Annotated in this window: 15 protein-coding genes; 1 reads left to right on the plus strand and 14 read right to left on the minus strand. The window is 59.2% G+C overall.

All coding sequences use genetic code 11. The features are described 5' to 3' along the window. The 6 genes from BF12_RS22070 to BF12_RS0113150 form a co-directional block, all read right to left on the minus strand. Entirely contained in the window at window positions 1-159 is a 159-nt protein-coding gene (locus BF12_RS22070; protein ID WP_156941178.1) for a hypothetical protein, read from the minus strand. Between the two features lie 120 nt (window positions 160-279). After that, window positions 280-1,989, minus strand: coding sequence for a gamma-glutamyltransferase family protein (locus tag BF12_RS0113130; protein WP_024952668.1), 1,710 nt, complete (start codon window positions 1,987-1,989; stop codon window positions 280-282). Window positions 1,990-2,094: 105 nt separating this feature from the next. Then, entirely contained in the window at window positions 2,095-2,934 is an 840-nt protein-coding gene (locus tag BF12_RS0113135) for a sulfite exporter TauE/SafE family protein (RefSeq protein ID WP_024952669.1), read from the minus strand. A gap of 173 nt (window positions 2,935-3,107) precedes the next feature. Then, on the minus strand, window positions 3,108-4,436 hold the full coding sequence (locus tag BF12_RS0113140) for a TRAP transporter large permease (RefSeq protein ID WP_024952670.1): 1,329 nt from the start codon (window positions 4,434-4,436) through the stop codon (window positions 3,108-3,110). After that, window positions 4,433-4,960, minus strand: coding sequence for a TRAP transporter small permease subunit (locus BF12_RS0113145; RefSeq protein ID WP_024952671.1), 528 nt, complete (start codon window positions 4,958-4,960; stop codon window positions 4,433-4,435). Before BF12_RS0113145 ends, BF12_RS0113140 begins: the two co-directional genes overlap by 4 nt. 90 nt (window positions 4,961-5,050) lie before the next feature. After that, the gene (locus tag BF12_RS0113150) at window positions 5,051-6,142 is read right to left on the minus strand and encodes a TRAP transporter substrate-binding protein (RefSeq protein ID WP_024952672.1); all 1,092 of its coding nucleotides are present in this window, start codon (window positions 6,140-6,142) and stop codon (window positions 5,051-5,053) included. A gap of 740 nt (window positions 6,143-6,882) precedes the next feature. Between BF12_RS0113150 and BF12_RS0113155 the strand changes: the two genes are divergently transcribed. After that, window positions 6,883-7,794 (plus strand): hypothetical protein, encoded by a 912-nt coding sequence (locus BF12_RS0113155; RefSeq protein ID WP_156941179.1) that lies wholly within the window; start codon window positions 6,883-6,885, stop codon window positions 7,792-7,794. On the opposite strand, the gene BF12_RS0113160 is transcribed toward BF12_RS0113155, so the two are convergent. The 8 genes from BF12_RS0113160 to BF12_RS0113195 form a co-directional block, all read right to left on the minus strand. Continuing rightward, complete coding sequence (locus BF12_RS0113160) at window positions 7,763-8,215, minus strand: Lrp/AsnC family transcriptional regulator (RefSeq protein WP_024952674.1); 453 nt, start codon at window positions 8,213-8,215, stop codon at window positions 7,763-7,765. The two genes, BF12_RS0113155 and BF12_RS0113160, sit on opposite strands and share 32 nt — an antisense overlap. Window positions 8,216-8,304: 89 nt before the next feature. Further along, entirely contained in the window at window positions 8,305-9,723 is a 1,419-nt protein-coding gene (locus BF12_RS0113165) for a uracil-xanthine permease family protein (protein ID WP_024952675.1), read from the minus strand. A 259-nt stretch (window positions 9,724-9,982) separates the two neighbouring features. Further along, window positions 9,983-10,294: a putative quinol monooxygenase gene (locus BF12_RS20110; RefSeq protein WP_024952676.1), complete on the minus strand. Its 312-nt coding sequence runs from the start codon at window positions 10,292-10,294 to the stop codon at window positions 9,983-9,985. A gap of 127 nt (window positions 10,295-10,421) precedes the next feature. After that, window positions 10,422-11,081: an oxygen-insensitive NAD(P)H nitroreductase gene (gene nfsB / locus BF12_RS0113175; protein ID WP_024952677.1), complete on the minus strand. Its 660-nt coding sequence runs from the start codon at window positions 11,079-11,081 to the stop codon at window positions 10,422-10,424. A gap of 202 nt (window positions 11,082-11,283) precedes the next feature. Beyond that, window positions 11,284-12,873, minus strand: a complete 1,590-nt coding sequence (guaD, locus tag BF12_RS0113180; RefSeq protein ID WP_024952678.1) for a guanine deaminase — start codon at window positions 12,871-12,873, stop codon at window positions 11,284-11,286. Then, window positions 12,870-13,859, minus strand: a complete 990-nt coding sequence (xdhC, locus tag BF12_RS0113185) for a xanthine dehydrogenase accessory protein XdhC (RefSeq protein WP_024952679.1) — start codon at window positions 13,857-13,859, stop codon at window positions 12,870-12,872. Before xdhC ends, guaD begins: the two co-directional genes overlap by 4 nt. Then, the gene (xdhB, locus tag BF12_RS0113190; RefSeq protein WP_024952680.1) at window positions 13,856-16,330 is read right to left on the minus strand and encodes a xanthine dehydrogenase molybdopterin binding subunit; all 2,475 of its coding nucleotides are present in this window, start codon (window positions 16,328-16,330) and stop codon (window positions 13,856-13,858) included. The genes xdhC and xdhB overlap by 4 nt, the downstream gene beginning before the upstream one ends. Then, window positions 16,308-17,867 (minus strand): xanthine dehydrogenase small subunit, encoded by a 1,560-nt coding sequence (locus BF12_RS0113195; protein ID WP_024952681.1) that lies wholly within the window; start codon window positions 17,865-17,867, stop codon window positions 16,308-16,310. The genes xdhB and BF12_RS0113195 overlap by 23 nt, the downstream gene beginning before the upstream one ends. Between the last annotated feature and the right edge of the window lie 147 nt (window positions 17,868-18,014).

Raw genomic sequence — 18,014 nt, forward strand, 5'->3', positions numbered from 1 at the left:
CTAGCGTGACAGTGGGGGGGAGGAGGCTGAGCTACCGGCAATCGTGCCGCCCGTGGCATAGATTTTCACGCCCGGGAGTTCCACGGCGCTCGCCTGTACGCCATAGGCCAAGGAGCAGGCGGCAATCGAGATGGCAGCAACGAGACGTCGGGGAGTCATGAAGTGTTCTTTCATCATTGTGGTGTGTCGCTCTTTATCGTTGTCATGGGAAATGAGTGCCAAGCAAACCAAGTGCGTGCATCGGGATATGCCTGGAGGACAATACACGCCACTATCTCATCAGGTGAATGCCGCACCACCATCACTGCGCGGGTCGTGTGCGGCTTCGACAGTGCCATCCGGATGACGCATCACGGCACCGGCATGACCCAGAGTATCGCTGTAGGCGTCTTCCAGAACCTCTACTTCATGTCCGAGCTCCCTTAGGGCATCTGCCATGTCACCGTCGAGACGTGACTCAAGTTTCAGGCTGGTGCTGACATCGCCCCAGGTGCGGCCGAGCAGCCAGCGTGGGGTGCTGATGGCAGTCTGGAGTGACATGCCGTGACGAGCGATACGCGTGAAGATAGCGGCCTGTGTCTGTGGCTGACCTTCACCGCCCATGGTGCCGAAGGCCATCACGCGGCCATCATCGAAACAGGCCAATGACGGGTTGAGAGTGTGAAAGGGCTTGCGACCCGGCGCGAGGCTACGCAGTGAATTCGGGGCGAGATCAAATGCCAGCCCGCGGTTCTGCCACATCACGCCACTGCCAGGCAGTACCACGCCGCTGCCGAATTCCCAGTAGACGCTCTGGATGAAGCTGACGGTAGTGCCGTCGTTGTCGGTGGCGCCCATCCAGATGGTGTCGCCTTCGGCGGGTTCGTAGGGCCAGGTCAGCGCCGACTGCATGTCGATCTTTTCGGCCTCTTCAGCCAAGGCTGATGTTTCAAGATGCGCTTGCTGGGCCGCCACGTATCCTTCCAGACCGCCTTCCATGGCATCCGGTGAGGTGATCAGGCTGTCACGCACCAGGAAGGCGCGTTTGGTGGCCTCTATCAGCGCATGCAGGTGACGCGGTGTATTGCCCTCCGCTTCGCTGATGCCATGTGTTGCGCTCAGTGCATCGTAGAGACCGATGATCATCAACGTCGCCAGTCCCTGAGTCGGTGCGGGCAGGTTGTAGATGTCACCATCATGCAGGCGTACTTTGAGAGGAGTGACGCGCTGAGCCTGATAGTGATTGAGGTCTGACAGACGCAGCGGACTGCCAGCGTCCTCCAACTCCGTTGCCATGTGTGTGGCCAGTTCGCCACGATAAAAGTCATCGAGACCGGCATCGGCGAGATGCGCCAATGTGGCCGCCAGTTCTGGCTGACGCAGACGCGCGCCTTCCTGCAATGCAATGGCATCGCCTGTCTCGCTCTGGCCAAGATAGCGCTCGGCGAAAACAGGCTGCTGAGAGAGGGTGGCGAGGTGTTTTTCACTCAAGGCTTGCTGACTCGCGCTCACGGCGATCCCGTCATTGCCGAGACGGATGGCGGTGGCCAGCAGTTGTGTCAGCGGTAGGGGTGTGTGCTCTGGAGCAGAAGTCTCTGTCGAGTACGCGAGAGCTTCCTGCCAGCCGCCAATGGTGCCCGCGACCGTCAATGCCGCCAGTGGTCCGCGCGTCGGGATACTGTTGCCTTTTGCCAAGGGCGCGGCAGGTACCTCCCCAAGAGAAGTGGCATAGCCATAGCCGAGATCGGCATAGAACTCACGGCTGGCATGTTCTGCGGCAGCGCCACAGGCATCGATCGCGATCGGCGCCTGGCCGGGGCGTTTGATCAGCCAGAAGCCATCGCCGCCAATGCCATTCATGTGCGGATAGACGACGGCGATGGTTGCTGCCATGGCGACCATGGCTTCTATCGCATTGCCGCCGTCACGCAAGATATCGCGTCCTGCTTCTGCCGCCAGATGATGTGGCGCGGCGCAGGCGCCACCAAATCCACGTCGGGTATGAATCATGGCGTCGTGCTCCTGTTGTTATTGTTCATTGCTGTGCTGGCACACGTACCGAGATAAGGGCTCGGCACGTGTGGTGATGTCTCAAGTGATCAATACGGCCGCAGATCAGCTACCGGTGAAGAGGTCATAGAACATGCGCAGCGCAGTGAAGAGCAGGAAGATGGCGAAGATCTTCTTGAGTTTCGAGGCATCCATCGAGTGGGCAAGCCTTGCGCCCACTGGTGCACAGAGCATGGTCGCGGGAACGATGGCCGCAAATCCAAGCAGATTGACGTAACCGATGGAACCCGGCAGAAGATTGGGCTCACCCAGCCCGCTGAGCAGGAAGCTCACGGTGCCCGGCAGACTGATGACCAAGCCGAGCGCCGCACCGGTACCGACCGCAAGATGCATCGGCGTGCCCAGGGTGCTCAAGGTCGGCACGCTCAAGGTGCCACCGCCAATTCCCATCAGCGTCGAGACACCGCCGATGAAGGTACCCAGTACACCGCTGCCCAACGGTCCCGGCAAGCCCTTGCCCAGTACCTTGGATTGACGGCGGAACATGTTGAGGGCGACCAGCAAGGCGATGGTGGCAAACAGTCCCATCAGGACGGCACCGCTGAAAAGACTGGACAGCAGGCCACCGATGATGACACCGAGGATGACGCCGGGCAGTAGCCGCTTGAGAATCGAGGGATCAAGACTGCCCTTGGCGTAGTGCGCCCTGGCCGACATGATCGAGGTGGGAATGATGGTGGCCAGCGAGGTGCCGACGGCCTGATGCATGCGCACGGCTTCATCGACACCCAACAGGCTGAACAGATGGAAGAGGACGGGGACGATGACGATACCGCCGCCGACCCCCAACAACCCTGCCATCACGCCGGCAATCATGCCGGTGACGATGAGTGCGACGATCAATCCGATGATCCAATGCAGCGGATAGGCTGAGAACAGTTCCATGGCGTTTCCTTGTGAGACGCATCACCGTACCGAGTGCCGGCATGAAGGATGATGCGCTTTGGCGACTCCTCGCAGGTGAGGAGAGTAGATGTCATCCGGTTGTGCATGATATTAGACAACCACGATGAGTGTCCCCCCTCTTCAGGTATCGCGGGGGACAGGCGATGGCTTTCCTACCAGCCGATAGCCTCGGGCAGCCAGGTGGCAAGTCCGGGGAAGCAGAACAGCAGTACCACTGCCATGGCTTGCAGACCTACGAAGGGCAGTACGCCCAGATACAGATGACGCGTGGTGACTTCGGGTGGCGCGACGCCTTTGAGGAAGAACAGCGCCCAACCAAAGGGCGGCGTCAGGAATGACATCTGCAGGTTCATTGCCACCAGTACGCCTAGCCATACCATGTCAGTGCCATAGCCGATGAAGATCGGCAGGAACATCGGCAACGCAATGTAGCTGATCTCGATCCACTCGAGGAAGAAACCAAGCACGAACAGCACCACCATCAAGAAGATGAGCGCGCCCAGTTCGCCACCCGGCAGCAGGTTGAACAGATCGTGCACCATGTTTTCGCCGCCGAGCCCTCGGAAGGCCAGTGAGAACGGCTGCGCGCACAGCAGGATGAAATACACCATTGCGGTGATGGTCAGGGTTGAGTGCAGACATGCCTTGAGCATCGTGAAATTGAGACGACGCGACAGCAACGCGATCAACAGACTCCCCAATGCCCCCATCGAGGCTGCTTCCGTGGGCGCTGCTACACCGCCGAGAATCGAGCCCAGTACCGCGAAGACGAGCAGCAACGGAGGAATGACGCTGCGCGCGAGATCACGCAGCAACTCTTTCATGCCACCCGCAGCGTCACGCTCAGCCTTGGGAATGGCAGGCACAAGCTCTGGCTTCCACCAGCCCAGCACCAGCAGATAGGCGATATAGATGATGGCAATCGCAAGGCCAGGGATGAAGGCCGCTGCGAACAGGGTGCCGACGGATTCGCCGAGAATTTCTGACAGCAGAATCAGTACCAGACTCGGTGGAATGATCTGCCCGAGGGTGCCGGACGCACAGATGGTGGCCGATGCCACCCCCGGGTGATACCCGCGACGCAGCAGTGTCGGCAGTGTCAGCATGCCCACGGTGACGACGGTCGCACCGACGATACCGGTGGATGCACCCATCAGCACACCCACCAGAATGATCGCGATACCCATGCCGCCATTCACGCCGCCCATTGCGCGGCCGATGGTCTCCAACATGTCTTCGGCGACCCGCGATTTCTCCAGCATGACCCCCATGAAGACAAAAAGGGGGATCGCCAGCAGGGTGTAGTTGGTGACCACGCCATAAAGGCGTGATGGCATCAGGCTGAACAGCAGCGGACCGAAGCCCGCGAGACCAGCGACGAAACCTGCCACCGCCAGAGAAATCGCGACCGGAATCCCGATCAGCATCAAAACAAGGAAGCCCCCGATCATGCCCATTGCGATCCATTCATTGGGGCTCATGAGCGCACCTCGTGGCCTTCAGAGGGTTTGGTAGGCGCCATCAGCCCCATCAAGGCACGTAGACAGTCCGCGACGCCTTGTATGGCGAGTGCCGCGAAGCCCAACGGAATGAACGCCTTGAGAAGATAGCGATAGGGCAGTCCGCCGGGATCCGGTGAACCTTCCATCAGCTGCCAGGATTGTTCGGTGTATGCCAGGCCCAGCCAGGCAATGGCAGCGCCAATGGCGATGGTCATCACTGCCCCCAGCAGATCCACGAGGCAGCGGCCCTTGGCGGAAAAGCGATCATAGAAGACATCGACGCGTACGTCGGCGCGATGCTTGAGGGCATAGGAAATGCCCAGCAACGCGATGGGGGAAATCAGGTGCCACTCCAATTCCTGGAGAGGAACGGGGCTGATGCTGAAGAAGTAACGCAACAGCACGTTACTTGCGACCAGCAGCACGAGCGCCAGCAGCGAGTAGCGGGCGACGATGCCCAGCCGCTCGATGATGGCTTCGAGGAAATTGATGATACGCAGCATGGCAATCCTCACAGGCGCCACGGCGGGACAGGCCGTGGCGCAGACAGGGCGAAGTGATGAACCGCAGGAACAGCAGTCAATACGGCGTTTTTAGAGCGACAGGAAGGTTTTCTCGCTGATGGCAGCCCATGCCTTGTGTTGCTCACGGAATGCCATGAAGGATTCATGTACGCGGGCGGTATCCGGGTCAGCCGCTGCCATGTCGGTCAGTGTCTTCTCGGTCACTTCCTTGAGGCGGGCAACGACGTCATCAGGCAGTGGTTGTGCGATGACACCTTCATTCTCGACGAGATCTGTCAGTGCCTCGGCGTTTACCGATTCACACCAGGCCTGACTTTCGACATTGCAGGCCGCGGCCGCAGCCTTGACGATGGCTTGCAGGTCTTCCGGCAGGCTTTCCCAGGCGGACTTGTTGATCATCAGCTCGGTGACATTGGTCGGCTCGTGCCAGCCAGTGGTGTAGTAGTACTTGGCGGCTTTCTGAAGCCCCAGACGACGGTCTTGATAAGGGCCGACGAATTCGGCAGCGTCGATGACGCCACGCTCCAGCGCCGGGAATATCTCGCCGCCCGGCAGCAGACGTACGGCAACGCCAAGCTCGGCGTAGACCTTGCCGGCAAGCCCCGGGATGCGCATCTTGAGACCTTTCAAGTCCTCGACCGTGTTGATCGGCTTGCGGAACCAGCCAGTCATCTGTACGCCGGTGTTACCCATCGGGAAGGCGATCAATCCCTTGGGCGCGTAAAGCTCATGCCATAGCTCCAGACCGCCACCGTGATACAGCCAGGCATTCATGCCTTGGGTATTCATGCCGAAGGGCACGGTAGTGAAGTACTGCGCTGCAGGAATCTTGCCCGCCCAGAAATAGGCGTTGCCGGCATTCATTTCCACCACACCACTGGCGACGGCATTGAAACCTTCAAGCGCGGGGATCAATTCACCGGCGGCAAAGTGCTGGATCTTCATGCGTCCGCCAGACATTTCTTCGACCTTGCGGCAGAAGTCGGTCGGACTTCCGGGGCCTTCCACATAGAAAGGGGAGCCTGGTCCGTAAGCGTTGGTCATCTTCCAGTGATAGGTCTTCTTGGTATCGGCGCGCACGATGGCGGGTGCGGCCATGACCAGGCCAGCGGTAGAGGTGGCCAGTGCGGCACCGAGAAACTTGCGACGATCGAATGTCATGGGGAGATCTCCTGCGGACGGATGACCGGTAGTGCCCTTGGCGTCCCTCCACCGGCGGGGTGCGAGGTCACAAGGGAGTGCCTGAACGGCGCGCTGACATCATGGCCAGCGATCTTGTTGTAGAGGTATTGCCGGCAGCAGAGAGACGAGTGGATATCATTTGTCATCTTGAGGGCTTTCATTCGTCACGCTGCTACGTCCTAGACATTGCAAAGCGTGTGCCATCTCAAGTAATTATGGTAAAATTGTTTATATTCAATTGGTTATAATAGTTTTATGTGGCGGAAAACTAATTTATTACTACCTCAATGCGTCATTGATTGCACTGAACGGCGCGCAGTGTTGCGTAATTGTCGTCTTTCATGACTGACAAACGGCGCATTTTTCGCGCATAGCGTGCATTTGTGCGTGATAGATGTGCCATTGATAGTCATCTGTCTTTCGGATGTGGGGCGGTGATGTACAAATGTCATGTGTGGCACGAGATGGTGCAGGTGCTTCCTGATAGTGCAATGTAATGAGGTAAAGAGAGGAGAAATAAGGTTGGTGAGATCAGCGCTGACGAGAACAGGCACTGGTGCGACAGCCTTGAACGGTAATGGCATCATGCGCCTTTGCACTGACGGAGCCTGTCCATGTCCTCGCACGATCCTGACGCGTCATCCTTTCGCCCGTCTGCTCCTGCCACCTCGGCTGTGGCGCACGCCCAAGACAGCCAGTCGCAGACGAGCTTCACCACTATGTCAGCCCCGCGAGCGCGCACACCGATGATCGCTCGCGGGCTGTTGGTCGTGGTGTTATTCGTCATGGCAGGGCTTGCCTGGTGGGAGACACCGCAGCGCTGGGCGCTTGAGTTTCTTGATGAAACACTGGGGCAGGCTTTCAGTGCCTTTGCGATCGCCAAGGGGTTGAACGCCACCATCTCAGTGCTGCAGTCATCGACGATTGATCTTCAGGTCTTCCAGGTGTCGCCCGGAGAAGCACTGGATCCCGCCAATGACATGATCGAACGCTTTTCGTGGGTGATGTTCGCTGCGACAGGATCACTTGCGCTTCAGAAATTGCTGCTGGGTATTTCCGGCTCACTGATTATCAAGGCAGTAGCAAGCATCACCTGTGGACTGGCGGGGTTGATGGTGCTGATGGGGCTCATGCGTGGCGCTGATGACGGCCGTGGCATGGGTAATGATGAAGGCCTCAGTCCGATGACGTCACTGTTGACGGCAGGCCTGTTGCGGTTGGCATTGCTGGGGATTGTGCTGCGATTTGCGGTGCTCAGCGTGGCATTGGCCAGTGGTGCGGCAGGCCAGGCGTTTCTCGACGACAGCCGTGATACCCAGATGGCGCAGCTCAGCATCACGCAGCAACAGCTGGCAGAGGCGGCGGACCAACAGGTTGGCGGTGACCACGAAGAGCGCAGTTGGTGGCAACAGTTCAAGGGCAGCATGGAAGGTTGGGCTGGTGGCCCGATCTCCACTGTGACGCAAGGTTTTGATGCGATGACTGACAAGGTGATTGATCTCACCATGTTGTTCATCACCCAGACGGTGCTGTTTCCGCTCGGATTCCTGTGGCTTGGACTGCGCGTGGTGCACGGTCTTGGTCGTCTGCAGGGCGTGCCTAGAGGCGTGCGCCGCCTCGGCGATGTTTGACGCGCGTCATCAGTGACTTGCAGTCGACCGAGAGAATTTCGTCGCGGTTGAAGATGCGTTCGCGCACGAAGGTATCAAAGGCATCGTAGCTGTCGGTGAGGGTATGGATGTGCAGACTCTTGAGGTCGCTCATGATGTAGAGGCTGACGACCTCAACGCAGCCGGATAGCTCCTCGGCAATGTGCTCGATGGCACTGGGTGCGACGGTCAGGTCCACGAAGGTCGAGATGCCCTTGCCCAGCTTGTCGGGATTGATGACGGCAGTGAACTGTTCGATCACGCCGCTTTCGACCAACGCCTGAACGCGGGTACGGGCATGGGCGCGTGAGATGCCGAGCTTGCGGGCGATGTCGGCATACGACATGCGGCCGTCCTTGATCAGCAGATTGAGCAGCTCACTGTCGGTGCGATTGAGGTGCATGGTGATATCTCGGTAGGGCATCGGGCACTGATGCTTTTATCGACACTGATGCCCGATGACCCGGTGATTAGAGGCTTGGATATGAGTGTTTAAGCATGTTCCTGATCGGCCTTGATGGTATCAGGCACCTCGCCGGAATATGACGTGGCAGGCAGCGTCTCGCTGTCATCGATCTGCGGCAGCAGCAGTTCGGCGATGATGGCAGTCAGGCCCCCCATGGTGATCGGCGAACGCAGTGCATCAGAGTAAGCGTGCGGCAGGGCAGACAGCACTTCTGGCACCATGCCGACACCCAAGCCCAGCCCGAGTGACAGTGCAATGATCATCATCTCGCGACGGCCAATGGTCTGTGCCATCAGGATACGAATGCCGGAGACGGCAATCAGCGCGAACATCAAGGTGGTGGTCGCGCCGAGCACTGGGCGTGGCATCTGTGTCAGCAGGGTGGCGATAAAGGGTGACAGGCCAAGCAGCAGCAGGAAGCCCGCCACATAGCGGCCGACATGACGACTGGCGATGCCAGTGAGCTGAATCACGCCGGTGTTCTGGCTGAAGGTAGTATTTGGGAAGGTACCGGCCAGCGCTGCTAGCGCTGAGTTGAGGCCATCGGCGAGCACGCCACCGCGTAGACGCTTCTGGTGCACATCATCATTGACTGGTAGTCCCGAGGCGCGCGCGCTACCGGTGAGGTCACCCACCGTCTCAATGGCCGTGATCATGAAGATGAACGCGACCGGCAAGAAGGCGGGCAACGAGAAGTCAAAGCCAGAGCTCAGCGTGGCCGGCATCGGTAGGGCGATCAGTGCTGCATCGGCCAACTGCGGGGCATCGTAGAGTCCAGCGATGGCAGCGATGGTGCAGCCTACTGCCATGCCGAGGAAAATCGAGGCGATTCTGAGCCACGGATAGCGCGAGACCTGACAGCTCAGTACCGTGATCAGCACACAGCCTGCCAGTGCAAGATTGACCGGTGCACCGAAGTCTTCTGCACCGAAGCCACCACCGATATCGGTCATGCCGACTTCGATCAGGCTCAGGCCGATCAGCATGACTACGACTCCCGTCACGACTGGTGTGATGACTCGCTTGAGCCACGGCAAGATAGTGCCGAGCACCATCTCGATCAGACTCCCAGCTAGGCAGGTACCAAATAATATCGCGAGCACCTGCTCATCCGTGGCGCCTTGGGCGCGGGCAATCAGGCCGGCGGTAATGAGTGCGGCGACAAAGCTGAAGCTAGTGCCCTGAATGCTCAACAGGCCCGAACCGAACGGGCCGACGCGCTGGGATTGAATCCAGGTCGCGATACCGGACATCACCAGAGCCATCGACAACAGGCTGGCAGTATAGGCGCCAAGGGACAGGGCGCTGGTAATGATCAGCGTGGGCGCAATGATGCCGGCCAGGCTGGCGAGTAGGTGCTGAGCACCCGCGAGTGCCGACAGTGGAGCGGACGGTTGCTCTTCCAAACCAATGAGTGGCGTGTCGAGTTGGCTGGGAGTGGCCATGGAAACGTTCCTTGTCCGTATGTGCGGAGTGACGAAGAGGGCGGAAGGCACTGAGCAGCCATCGTAGGGTCAGCAATTATAAGCAAGAAGCACACCATGTTCAGGTGATTTCTCTGTTTGATGGGTGTTTGGAGTGAGGGCCGATGGCGACAACAAAAAACGCCAGACCCGTTGGAGCGGATCTGGCGTTTTCAGCGCAAGCTGATGATGCATCTCTGGCCGTAAAAGCCTCAGTCGCGAATGTCCTGGTGCTGAGTGTTCAGTCGAGTTTGTTGAGTCGCTGAATCTTCAAGCCAATCTCGCCTTCTGCAAAGGCACCCAGGAAGGCCTGGAAATGTTCAGATGCGACATGCACGTCGAGTGCTTCTTCATCCCACCATTCTTCCAGTACGACGAAGTCGCCTTCCGGTACGGGCTCACCTTCCGCGACATTCTTGTCGACCGCAAAGCACTCGTACTGCAGACAGCCCTGATCGGCCTGGCTCTTCTCGATCAGTTCGACAAGTACTTCTTGGGCCTTGTCTTGCTGGTCGGCGGGGAAGGTCAGGGTAGCGATAAGTTTGAGGGACATGACGGAAATCCTGTCGTGAGCGAGTGTGAGGGAAAAGGTGTCACGTTCGCGAAGAGGGTGCAATGCGCTGCTGACTATCGGGTATCAAAGCAAAGAACTTGATCAGCAACGCGACGCCAGGTACGTCTTACAGGCGAGTGAACAACTCGTCTGCGGGTAAACGTGATTTCGGCAGGCCGGCATTGAAGTCGTCGTCGGTGCGATAGCCGAGACTGATGGCGACCAAGGCATTGAAGCCTTTGTCACGCAGGCCGAATTCGGCGTCCAGCCCGACCGGATCGATACCTTCAAGCGGCACTGCATCGATGCCCATACTGGAGGCAGCGTACAAGAGGCTACCGGCATTCAGATAAACCTGCTTGTCCATCCAGTGCTGCATGTCCTTGTACTCGTGACGATGCAGATCAATGAACAGGCGACGCGCGCCATCCATCATGTCGCTGAACTGGTCACCCAGAGTGAAGCGACCATCGGTGGCTTCGCTTTCCAATACATGATCCAGGTACTGGTCGTCGAGAGTGCTGCGGGTGCAGAACAGAACGACGTGAGAGCCATTGAGGATCTTGGGCGTGTTGAAGTCGTACTTCTCACGAGTGCCAGCACGAGCGAAACGCTCCTTGGCCTCTTCAGATTCCAGTACCAGGAAATGCCACGGCTGGGAGTTGACGCTGGACGCGCTGAAGCGCAATACCTGCTCAAGCTCATTCCAGTCTTCGGCGCTGATCTTGCGGGCCGGATCGAAGTTCTTGGTGGAGTAACGCTGCTGCATGATAGCGGTGGGAGTCATGATGACGCTCCTTGAATTCTCAGGGGCAGGTGCCTTGCGTAGTAATGCTGGACTGCCTGCGACCTTGGTAGAGGATGGCGCCATCATAATGGGTATACTTTGCGTTGAATATCCTCGCCTCGCGCACCTTTATGGTGAATTTTCGGCATCAATGGCGAGGTTTATCGTCTTTTGTCAGTGAGTTGTCATTATCGTGATGCGCTTATGGCATTAATGCTGTGACAGGAGATTCAGATGAAGGAGGTGTCGACGTAACTCCTGTTGTCTCGTGCTCTGCCATCAATATGCCGCTGTATTTCCGACAACGCCCCGCCACATGCACCTCGCGAATGGCTCGGTCATCGCCCAGCATCATCAGCGCAAACAGTATCTCTTCCAGTGCGACCTGATCCGCTTGTCCCCAGCGAGTACGGCGTGCCAACAGCGGCGTAGCCGTAGGTTCGAGCACAATGACATCCGCCTCCATGCCCGGACGCAGATTGCCGATACTATCCTCGAGACGCATGGCGCGCGCATTGCCCAGCGTCAGCTGATAGAAGCCCTGCCATGGAGTCAGTGGCTGATTGGCACGCGCCGCCAGTCCGTCGGCATCATGTGCGACGGCACCGTGCAGCTGGCCGACCTGATAGGCTGCCTTGAGGCTCTCCAGCTGGCATAGGCTTGAGCCGCCGCCCACATCGGTGGCAATGCTGATGTTCATACCGAGCCTGCGTGCACTGTCACGATCAAACAGACCGCTGCCCAAAAATAGATTGGACGTCGGGCAGAAGGCGATGCTGGCACCACGTTCGGCAATCCGCGCACGCATGGCGTCATCAAGATGAATGCCGTGGGCAAAGGTGGTGCGCTCATGACTGAGCCCGACCTCTTCATACACCGCCAGATAGTCACGGCTATCGGGAAACAGCTCCGCGACCCATTTGAGCTCATCGAGATTCTCGGCCAGGTGCGTCTGCAGGTGAAGGTCCGGCTGGCTCTTGAGCAGCTCACCGGCGGCCTTCAATTGCGCTGGTGTTGAGGTGGGGGCAAAGCGCGGTGTCAGCACATAGCCGAGACGATCACGGCCATGCCAATCGGCGATCAGGCGTTCATCATCCTTGAGGGCCGCCGGGCCTTTATCGAGCAGTGAGGCGGGTGCATTGCGGTCCATCATCACGCGTCCGGCGTGCAGGCGCATGCCGCGTGTACGCGCTGCCGAGAACAGGGCATCAGCACTGCCAGCGTGCGATGTGGCAAATACCTGTGCGCTGGTGGAGCCGTGACGCAGCAACTCATCGAGGAACACGTCAGCAACCTCTGCGGCATATGCGGAGTCCACGAAGCGTTGCTCAGCGGGGAAAGTGTAAGTGTTCAGCCAGTCGATCAGGCAGTGACCGTAGCTTGCGATGATATCCAACTGCGGAAAGTGGACATGGGTGTCGATGAATCCCGGCATCATCAGGCCGCTGACCTTGCGCGGCGGACTCAGACACACCAGCTCGGCACAGGGGGTCGGTGTGACTGTCCTGTCAGAGGCTAACGCCTGATAGTTGCCGACGGCCACGACGTGTCCGGCATGCATCACCAGCAGTGCGTCCGGATAGTACTCGATGGCGGCGCGCTCGTTGGCCGACATGTCACTTTCCATGCACTCACCAGGGTCATTCACGAAGTGCAGCAAGGCACCCCGCAGTAGGCTGACATTCTCAGCACCTGTTGCGGCATCCCTTAGCGCCTGAGTCAGCCGGCCAGCGTCGAGATGATAGGCGGCTTGCTCGTGACGGGGGTGTTCATGGGAGGGGCGGTCATTCATGAGGCAGTCCTGTCGGTCGTCGAGTCTGATGTGACAGCGGATGAGGACTGCCGATAATCCGGTGCGGTAAAGTGCGTTCGCAGCTGGCGGGCCTCTTTACGTGATAGGCCGCACTGATCAAGTGTCGACGCTGCTGTGGGGTCAGCCCGTGAGCTTTCGCTGATGCTGGCGTGACGGAGGGCCTCCAGCTGCAATAGTTCGGCGACCACACCAATCGCAATTTCCTCGGGGCGCTTGCCAGGAATGCCGGGCACACCGATCGGGCAGCGAATGCGTGCCAGCTCATTGGCGGCAAGGTGTGCGCGCAGGCGCTGATGAAAGCGTGCCCACTTGCTGCTGGAACCGATCAGCCCCAGCGAAGCGAGGTCGCTACGTACCGCTAGCGCGGCCACCAGCGCTTGATCTTCAACGTGATCGTGCGTCAGCACCAGCACATGGCTGTCAGCTGCTACCGGTAGCGGATGCACGGCATCGTCACGCATTAGAATATTGAAGGTGGAACAGTGCAAATGAGGCTCGCAGCCACGGGGTCTGTGCGCTGAGGCTAGCTGCTGTTCACGCGAATCCAGCCAGTCAATTTGCCAGCCCAGCGGCGCGAGCAGGGCGACGATGGCTTGTCCCACATGGCCCGCACCAAAAAGTGCCAGCCGTGGTGCCACGGCTGGGAAGACTTCGATCAGCACCTGTACATGGCCGCCACAGCACTGTTGAGCATGTGCACCGAGCGCGACCTCTTCAAGGTGACAGCCGCTATGACCTGCGCTGAGCAGCGCGCGCGCACGTATCGCCACCAGCTGTTCGAGACGCCCGCCGCCGAGGCTATCGTGTAGTGCCGCTGGTGTAATCAACATTTTGGTGCCGGCGCCGCGCGGTGCAGAGCCTGCCACGGTGACGACCGTGGCCAATGCATGCGGTGCCAATGCGGCCTGCGCTTGCTCCAACGCCTGATACCAACGCAGAGCGGTTGATGGAGGGCTGTGCGTCATGGTGTCACCTGATGCGGTTGCACGTGTGGTGGCTGACTCTGTGAGGTCTGATCATGCAAGGATTGCTCACTCAGCCATTCATTCAGCCATTCACGCTGCACGCTGGCGGCCAGCATTACGCGTTCTGGTGTGGCAGGCGTATCGAGGCGTACTGCGTGGCGGTAATCGCTGATCGAAGCGAGTGCATCACGTAGTGCTGCCCAGACACTCATTGCTAGCATGAGAGGAGGCTCACCGACGGCCTTGGAGCGGTAGATGCTGGCCGCTGAGTTGGGATGGCCTTCCAGTAACTGTACTCTGAGCGCCCCTGCTGGTACGTCACTGATTGCGGGGATCTTGTAAGTGGCAGGGCCATCAGTGAGCAGGCGGCCATCTTCGTTCCACTTGAGTTCCTCGCTGGTCAGCCAGCCCATGCCTTGCACGAAGCCACCTTCGATCTGACCAATATCGATGGCCGGGTTCAGCGAGTCACCGACATCATGCAGGATGTCAGCGCCTTCGAGACGGTATTCACCGCTCAGAGTGTCCACGACGACTTCGCAGAGTGCTGCACCGAAGGCGTAGTAGTAGAAAGGATGGCCAGTACCGCGCTCACGGTCGTAATGAATATCGGGCGTGGCGTAGAAGCCTTTCTCGGATAGCGAGATGCGCTCGATATAGGCTGCCTGTACCAGCTCACCCCATGTCATCAGTACGCTGCCGGCGCTCAGGAGTTCCCCCGCCTCTAGTGTCAGGCTTGTACGAGGTTGCGCAAGGTGCTCGGCGGCGAAGTCCAACAGTCGTGCCTTGAGACGCAGGCAGGCATCGCGCGTCGCCATGCCGTTGAGGTCCGCGCCGGAACTTGCTGCGGTGGGTGAGGTATTGGGGACCTTGTCGGTACGGGTCGCCGTGATGCGGACCTTGTCCACCGAGAGGCCCAGTTCGCGCGCCGCGACCTGGATCATCTTGGTGTGTAGTCCTTGGCCCATCTCGGTACCGCCGTGGTTCACCTGTACGCTGCCGTCAGTATAGATATGCACCAGCGCGCCGGCCTGGTTGAGATGCTTGGCGGTAAACGAGATGCCGAACTTGACCGGTGTCAGTGCGAGTCCTTTCTTGACCACTGGGCTTTTTGCATTGAAAGCGCGAATCTCGGCGCGTCGCTGCCAGTAATGCCCCTCTTCCTCGAGCTGCTCGATCAACGTTGCCAGCAGTGGATGCTGATTGACGTGCTGGCCATAGTGTGTGGTGTCACGGCCTTCGCAGTAGAGGTTTCGTTTGCGAATCTCGAGCGGGTCACGTCCTAGCTGGCGTGCGATATTCTCCATCGCTGCCTCTACTGCCAGCATCCCTTGTGGGCCACCAAAGCCACGAAAGGCAGTATTCGATGCCACGTTGGTACGGGCGCGAATACCACGCACATAGGCGTTGCCCAGGAAATAGGCATTGTCGGCATGGAACATGGCGCGATCGACAATGGCATCTGACAGGTCCGGCGAGTGCCCACAGTCACCAGTGAGCGTGATGATGGCCGTTTCGACGCGCCCACTGTCATCAACGCCGAATTGGTAGCGATGGTGGAAGGGGTGGCGCTTGCCGGTCAGATGCATGTCATCGCCACGCGGCAAGCGCAGCCGAGCGGCGCGGCCGGTATGGCGAGCAATCATCGCGGCCAGACACGCGACCGGCGCGGCCTGGGTTTCCTTGCCACCGAAGCCGCCGCCCATGCGACGTGTCTCGACCGTCACCGCATGGAAAGGGACGCCCAGCACTTCGGCAATCAGTTTTTGAACTTCACTAGGGTGCTGGCTTGAGCTGTGCACCAGTATTTCATCGTCTTCGCCAGGCAGTGCAAGTGCAGCCTGACTTTCCAGATAGAAATGCTCCTGCCCGCCACTCTCAAGCTCGCCTTCCACCTGCCAGGCGGATCTTCCGAGTGCTTTCGTTACGCTCTCCAGATCAGCCGGACGGCCATTGCTCAAGCGCGCCTGGGTATGGGTGGGACGTACCAGATCCCCTTGCTGGGCGGCAACGCGTGGATCCAGTGTGATGGGTAATGGCGTGACACTCATCTTGGCCAGACGGGTAGCCTGTCGCGCGGCGCGCTCACTGTCAGCGGCGACCACGAAGAGCGCCTGTCCGTAGTGACTGATGACATTGCTGACCAATAGCGGGTCGCCGGGGAAGACGGGGCCGACATCTTGATGGCCTGGAATATCGGTAGCGCTGAGCACACAGACCACGCCGGGCGCGGCCCGCACGGCATTCAGATCGAGCGTGTCGAGCGTGCCGTGAGCCACCTCACTCATGCCGATCGCCAGATGCAGCGCGCCTTTGGGCAGCGGCAGGTCATCGACGTAACGCGCTGTACCGCTGACATGACGCTCGGCACTTTCGTGTTTCTGAGCATGTCGCTGGCCCGTGGGGCTGTCCTTCGCCGTGCGCTCGAGAGCGTGGGCGTGATCGGAATCAAGACTGTGCAAGGTACGCATCGAGGCTCTCCGGCGGCTGAGATGAAGAGGTGTTGGCAGTATGATGGGCGGCCGAGTGTGCTGCTTGCTCATTGAGAATCCGCTGAGCCACGCGGGGAATCAAATGACTGGCGGCCTTGAGGCGATATTCACGTGAGCCGCGTACATCTGACAATGGTGAGAAATCGGCACCAGTAGCCTGCTCTATCATGCCTAGTGTCTGGCGGTTGAGTGTGGCCGGCGTGAGAGATTCGAGAGGTATCTCATCGAGCAGCGCTTCCAGGTGGAAAGCGCGCGCGGGAATACTAGCCATGCCGCCGAAGGCGATTCGCCAATGTTGTGCCCCTCCATCAGCATCACGGCGCCAGGCGAAGACCCCCAGCAAGGTAGAGATATCATCGTCGCGACGTTTGGATAGCTTATAGGCAGCCAGTCGTTGACTCTTGACTGGACGCGGCAGGAAAACCGAGTGGATGATCTCGTCGGGCATCAGCTGAGTGCGCTTGTAGTCGAGGAAGAAGTCTTCGAGCTTGAGAATGCGTTCACCGCGCTGATTCATCAGCTGAACATAGGCTTCAAGGGCGATCAGTAGCGGTGGCATGTCACCAATGGGTGAGGCATTGCCGATGTTGCCGCCGAGTGTGCCGCGATTACGGATTTGCTCACTGCCCAAGCGATTGAGGAGGTCCGCTGCCTCCGGATAGTGTTCACGCAATAATGGCATCAGTTGGCGATAGGTGACCGCCGCTCCCAGCCACCAGCCGGATTGGCCAGCATGCTCACCCTCATCGATACGGCACAGCTCTGTTACCTGAGTCACGTCGAGGAGTGCGGGAAAGTCGCGCAGGCGCTGGGTGTGCTCCAGCATCAGGTCCGTCCCTCCGGCAATCAGTGGCATATCAGGCTGTGCGGTGCGTAATGCCAGTAGTGCGGCCAATGTACGGGGACGATGATAGTGGCTGTCGATGGTTGGTGTAACGATGGTCTCTGGCACTGACGCCAGCAGTAACGATGAGTGGGCAGATAGGTTGGCAGTGCCAAACTCACCTGCCAGTAGTCGGTGGGCAGCCTCGCGAATGGGACGATAGCCGGTACAGCGGCAGAGATTTCCGCCGAGTGCGTGGTCTATCAACGTATCACGCTGGCGGTCATCAAAGACGTTGCCCTGGCTCACATGCTGCTGGTGACTGGCATGCAGTACGGCCAGACTGATGGCGATACCTGGCGTGCAAAACCCGCACTGGCTGGCATGCGTGGCGACCAGCGCCTGCTGTACGGGAGACAGTGCAGGTGTCTTGCTATCAGGCGATGCTAATCCCTCTACGGTGATCAGCTCGCAGCCCTCCAGTTGGTGCGCTGGCATCAAGCAGGCATTGGCGGTAGTGAGAGATTGGCCCGGTGTCTGCAACGCTATCGTGCAAGCACCGCAATCGCCAGAAGCGCAGCCCTCCTTGGTGCCATCATGCCCCAGTGAATCGCGCAGTACCTCCAGCACGGTGGTGCCTGGGGGGGGCGAGGGCAGACGACACGCGCGGCCATTCAAGGTGAAGTCGATCATGCGGGCATCCTGTCAGGTCGTATTGTCATTGTGGTGCCTTGTACTCAAGGACGCGCGCATGCGGCGACGATGGCCAGCATTGAGCATTTACGGCGTCTAATCATCAGTTTACCCCTGCCATTCTGTATTTCCAGCTACAATCTGACC

The sequence above is a fragment of the Cobetia crustatorum genome, assembly GCF_000591415.1.
In the GTDB taxonomy this organism is placed as follows: Bacteria; Pseudomonadota; Gammaproteobacteria; order Pseudomonadales; family Halomonadaceae; genus Cobetia; species Cobetia crustatorum.

Bases quoted from the DNA above. Each gene is read 5' to 3' on its own strand.
- BF12_RS22070 (WP_156941178.1), bottom strand. From the start codon at position 159: ATGACTCCCCGACGTCTCGTTGCTGCCATCTCGATTGCCGCCTGCTCC.
- BF12_RS0113130 (WP_024952668.1), bottom strand. From the start codon at position 1,989: ATGATTCATACCCGACGTGGATTTGGTGGCGCCTGCGCCGCGCCACAT.
- BF12_RS0113135 (WP_024952669.1), bottom strand. From the start codon at position 2,934: ATGGAACTGTTCTCAGCCTATCCGCTGCATTGGATCATCGGATTGATC.
- BF12_RS0113140 (WP_024952670.1), bottom strand. From the start codon at position 4,436: ATGAGCCCCAATGAATGGATCGCAATGGGCATGATCGGGGGCTTCCTT.
- BF12_RS0113145 (WP_024952671.1), bottom strand. From the start codon at position 4,960: ATGCTGCGTATCATCAATTTCCTCGAAGCCATCATCGAGCGGCTGGGC.
- BF12_RS0113150 (WP_024952672.1), bottom strand. From the start codon at position 6,142: ATGACATTCGATCGTCGCAAGTTTCTCGGTGCCGCACTGGCCACCTCT.
- BF12_RS0113155 (WP_156941179.1), top strand. From the start codon at position 6,883: ATGTCAGCCCCGCGAGCGCGCACACCGATGATCGCTCGCGGGCTGTTG.
- BF12_RS0113160 (WP_024952674.1), bottom strand. From the start codon at position 8,215: ATGCACCTCAATCGCACCGACAGTGAGCTGCTCAATCTGCTGATCAAG.
- BF12_RS0113165 (WP_024952675.1), bottom strand. From the start codon at position 9,723: ATGGCCACTCCCAGCCAACTCGACACGCCACTCATTGGTTTGGAAGAG.
- BF12_RS20110 (WP_024952676.1), bottom strand. From the start codon at position 10,294: ATGTCCCTCAAACTTATCGCTACCCTGACCTTCCCCGCCGACCAGCAA.
- nfsB (WP_024952677.1), bottom strand. From the start codon at position 11,081: ATGACTCCCACCGCTATCATGCAGCAGCGTTACTCCACCAAGAACTTC.
- guaD (WP_024952678.1), bottom strand. From the start codon at position 12,873: ATGAATGACCGCCCCTCCCATGAACACCCCCGTCACGAGCAAGCCGCC.
- xdhC (WP_024952679.1), bottom strand. From the start codon at position 13,859: ATGACGCACAGCCCTCCATCAACCGCTCTGCGTTGGTATCAGGCGTTG.
- xdhB (WP_024952680.1), bottom strand. From the start codon at position 16,330: ATGCGTACCTTGCACAGTCTTGATTCCGATCACGCCCACGCTCTCGAG.
- BF12_RS0113195 (WP_024952681.1), bottom strand. From the start codon at position 17,867: ATGATCGACTTCACCTTGAATGGCCGCGCGTGTCGTCTGCCCTCGCCC.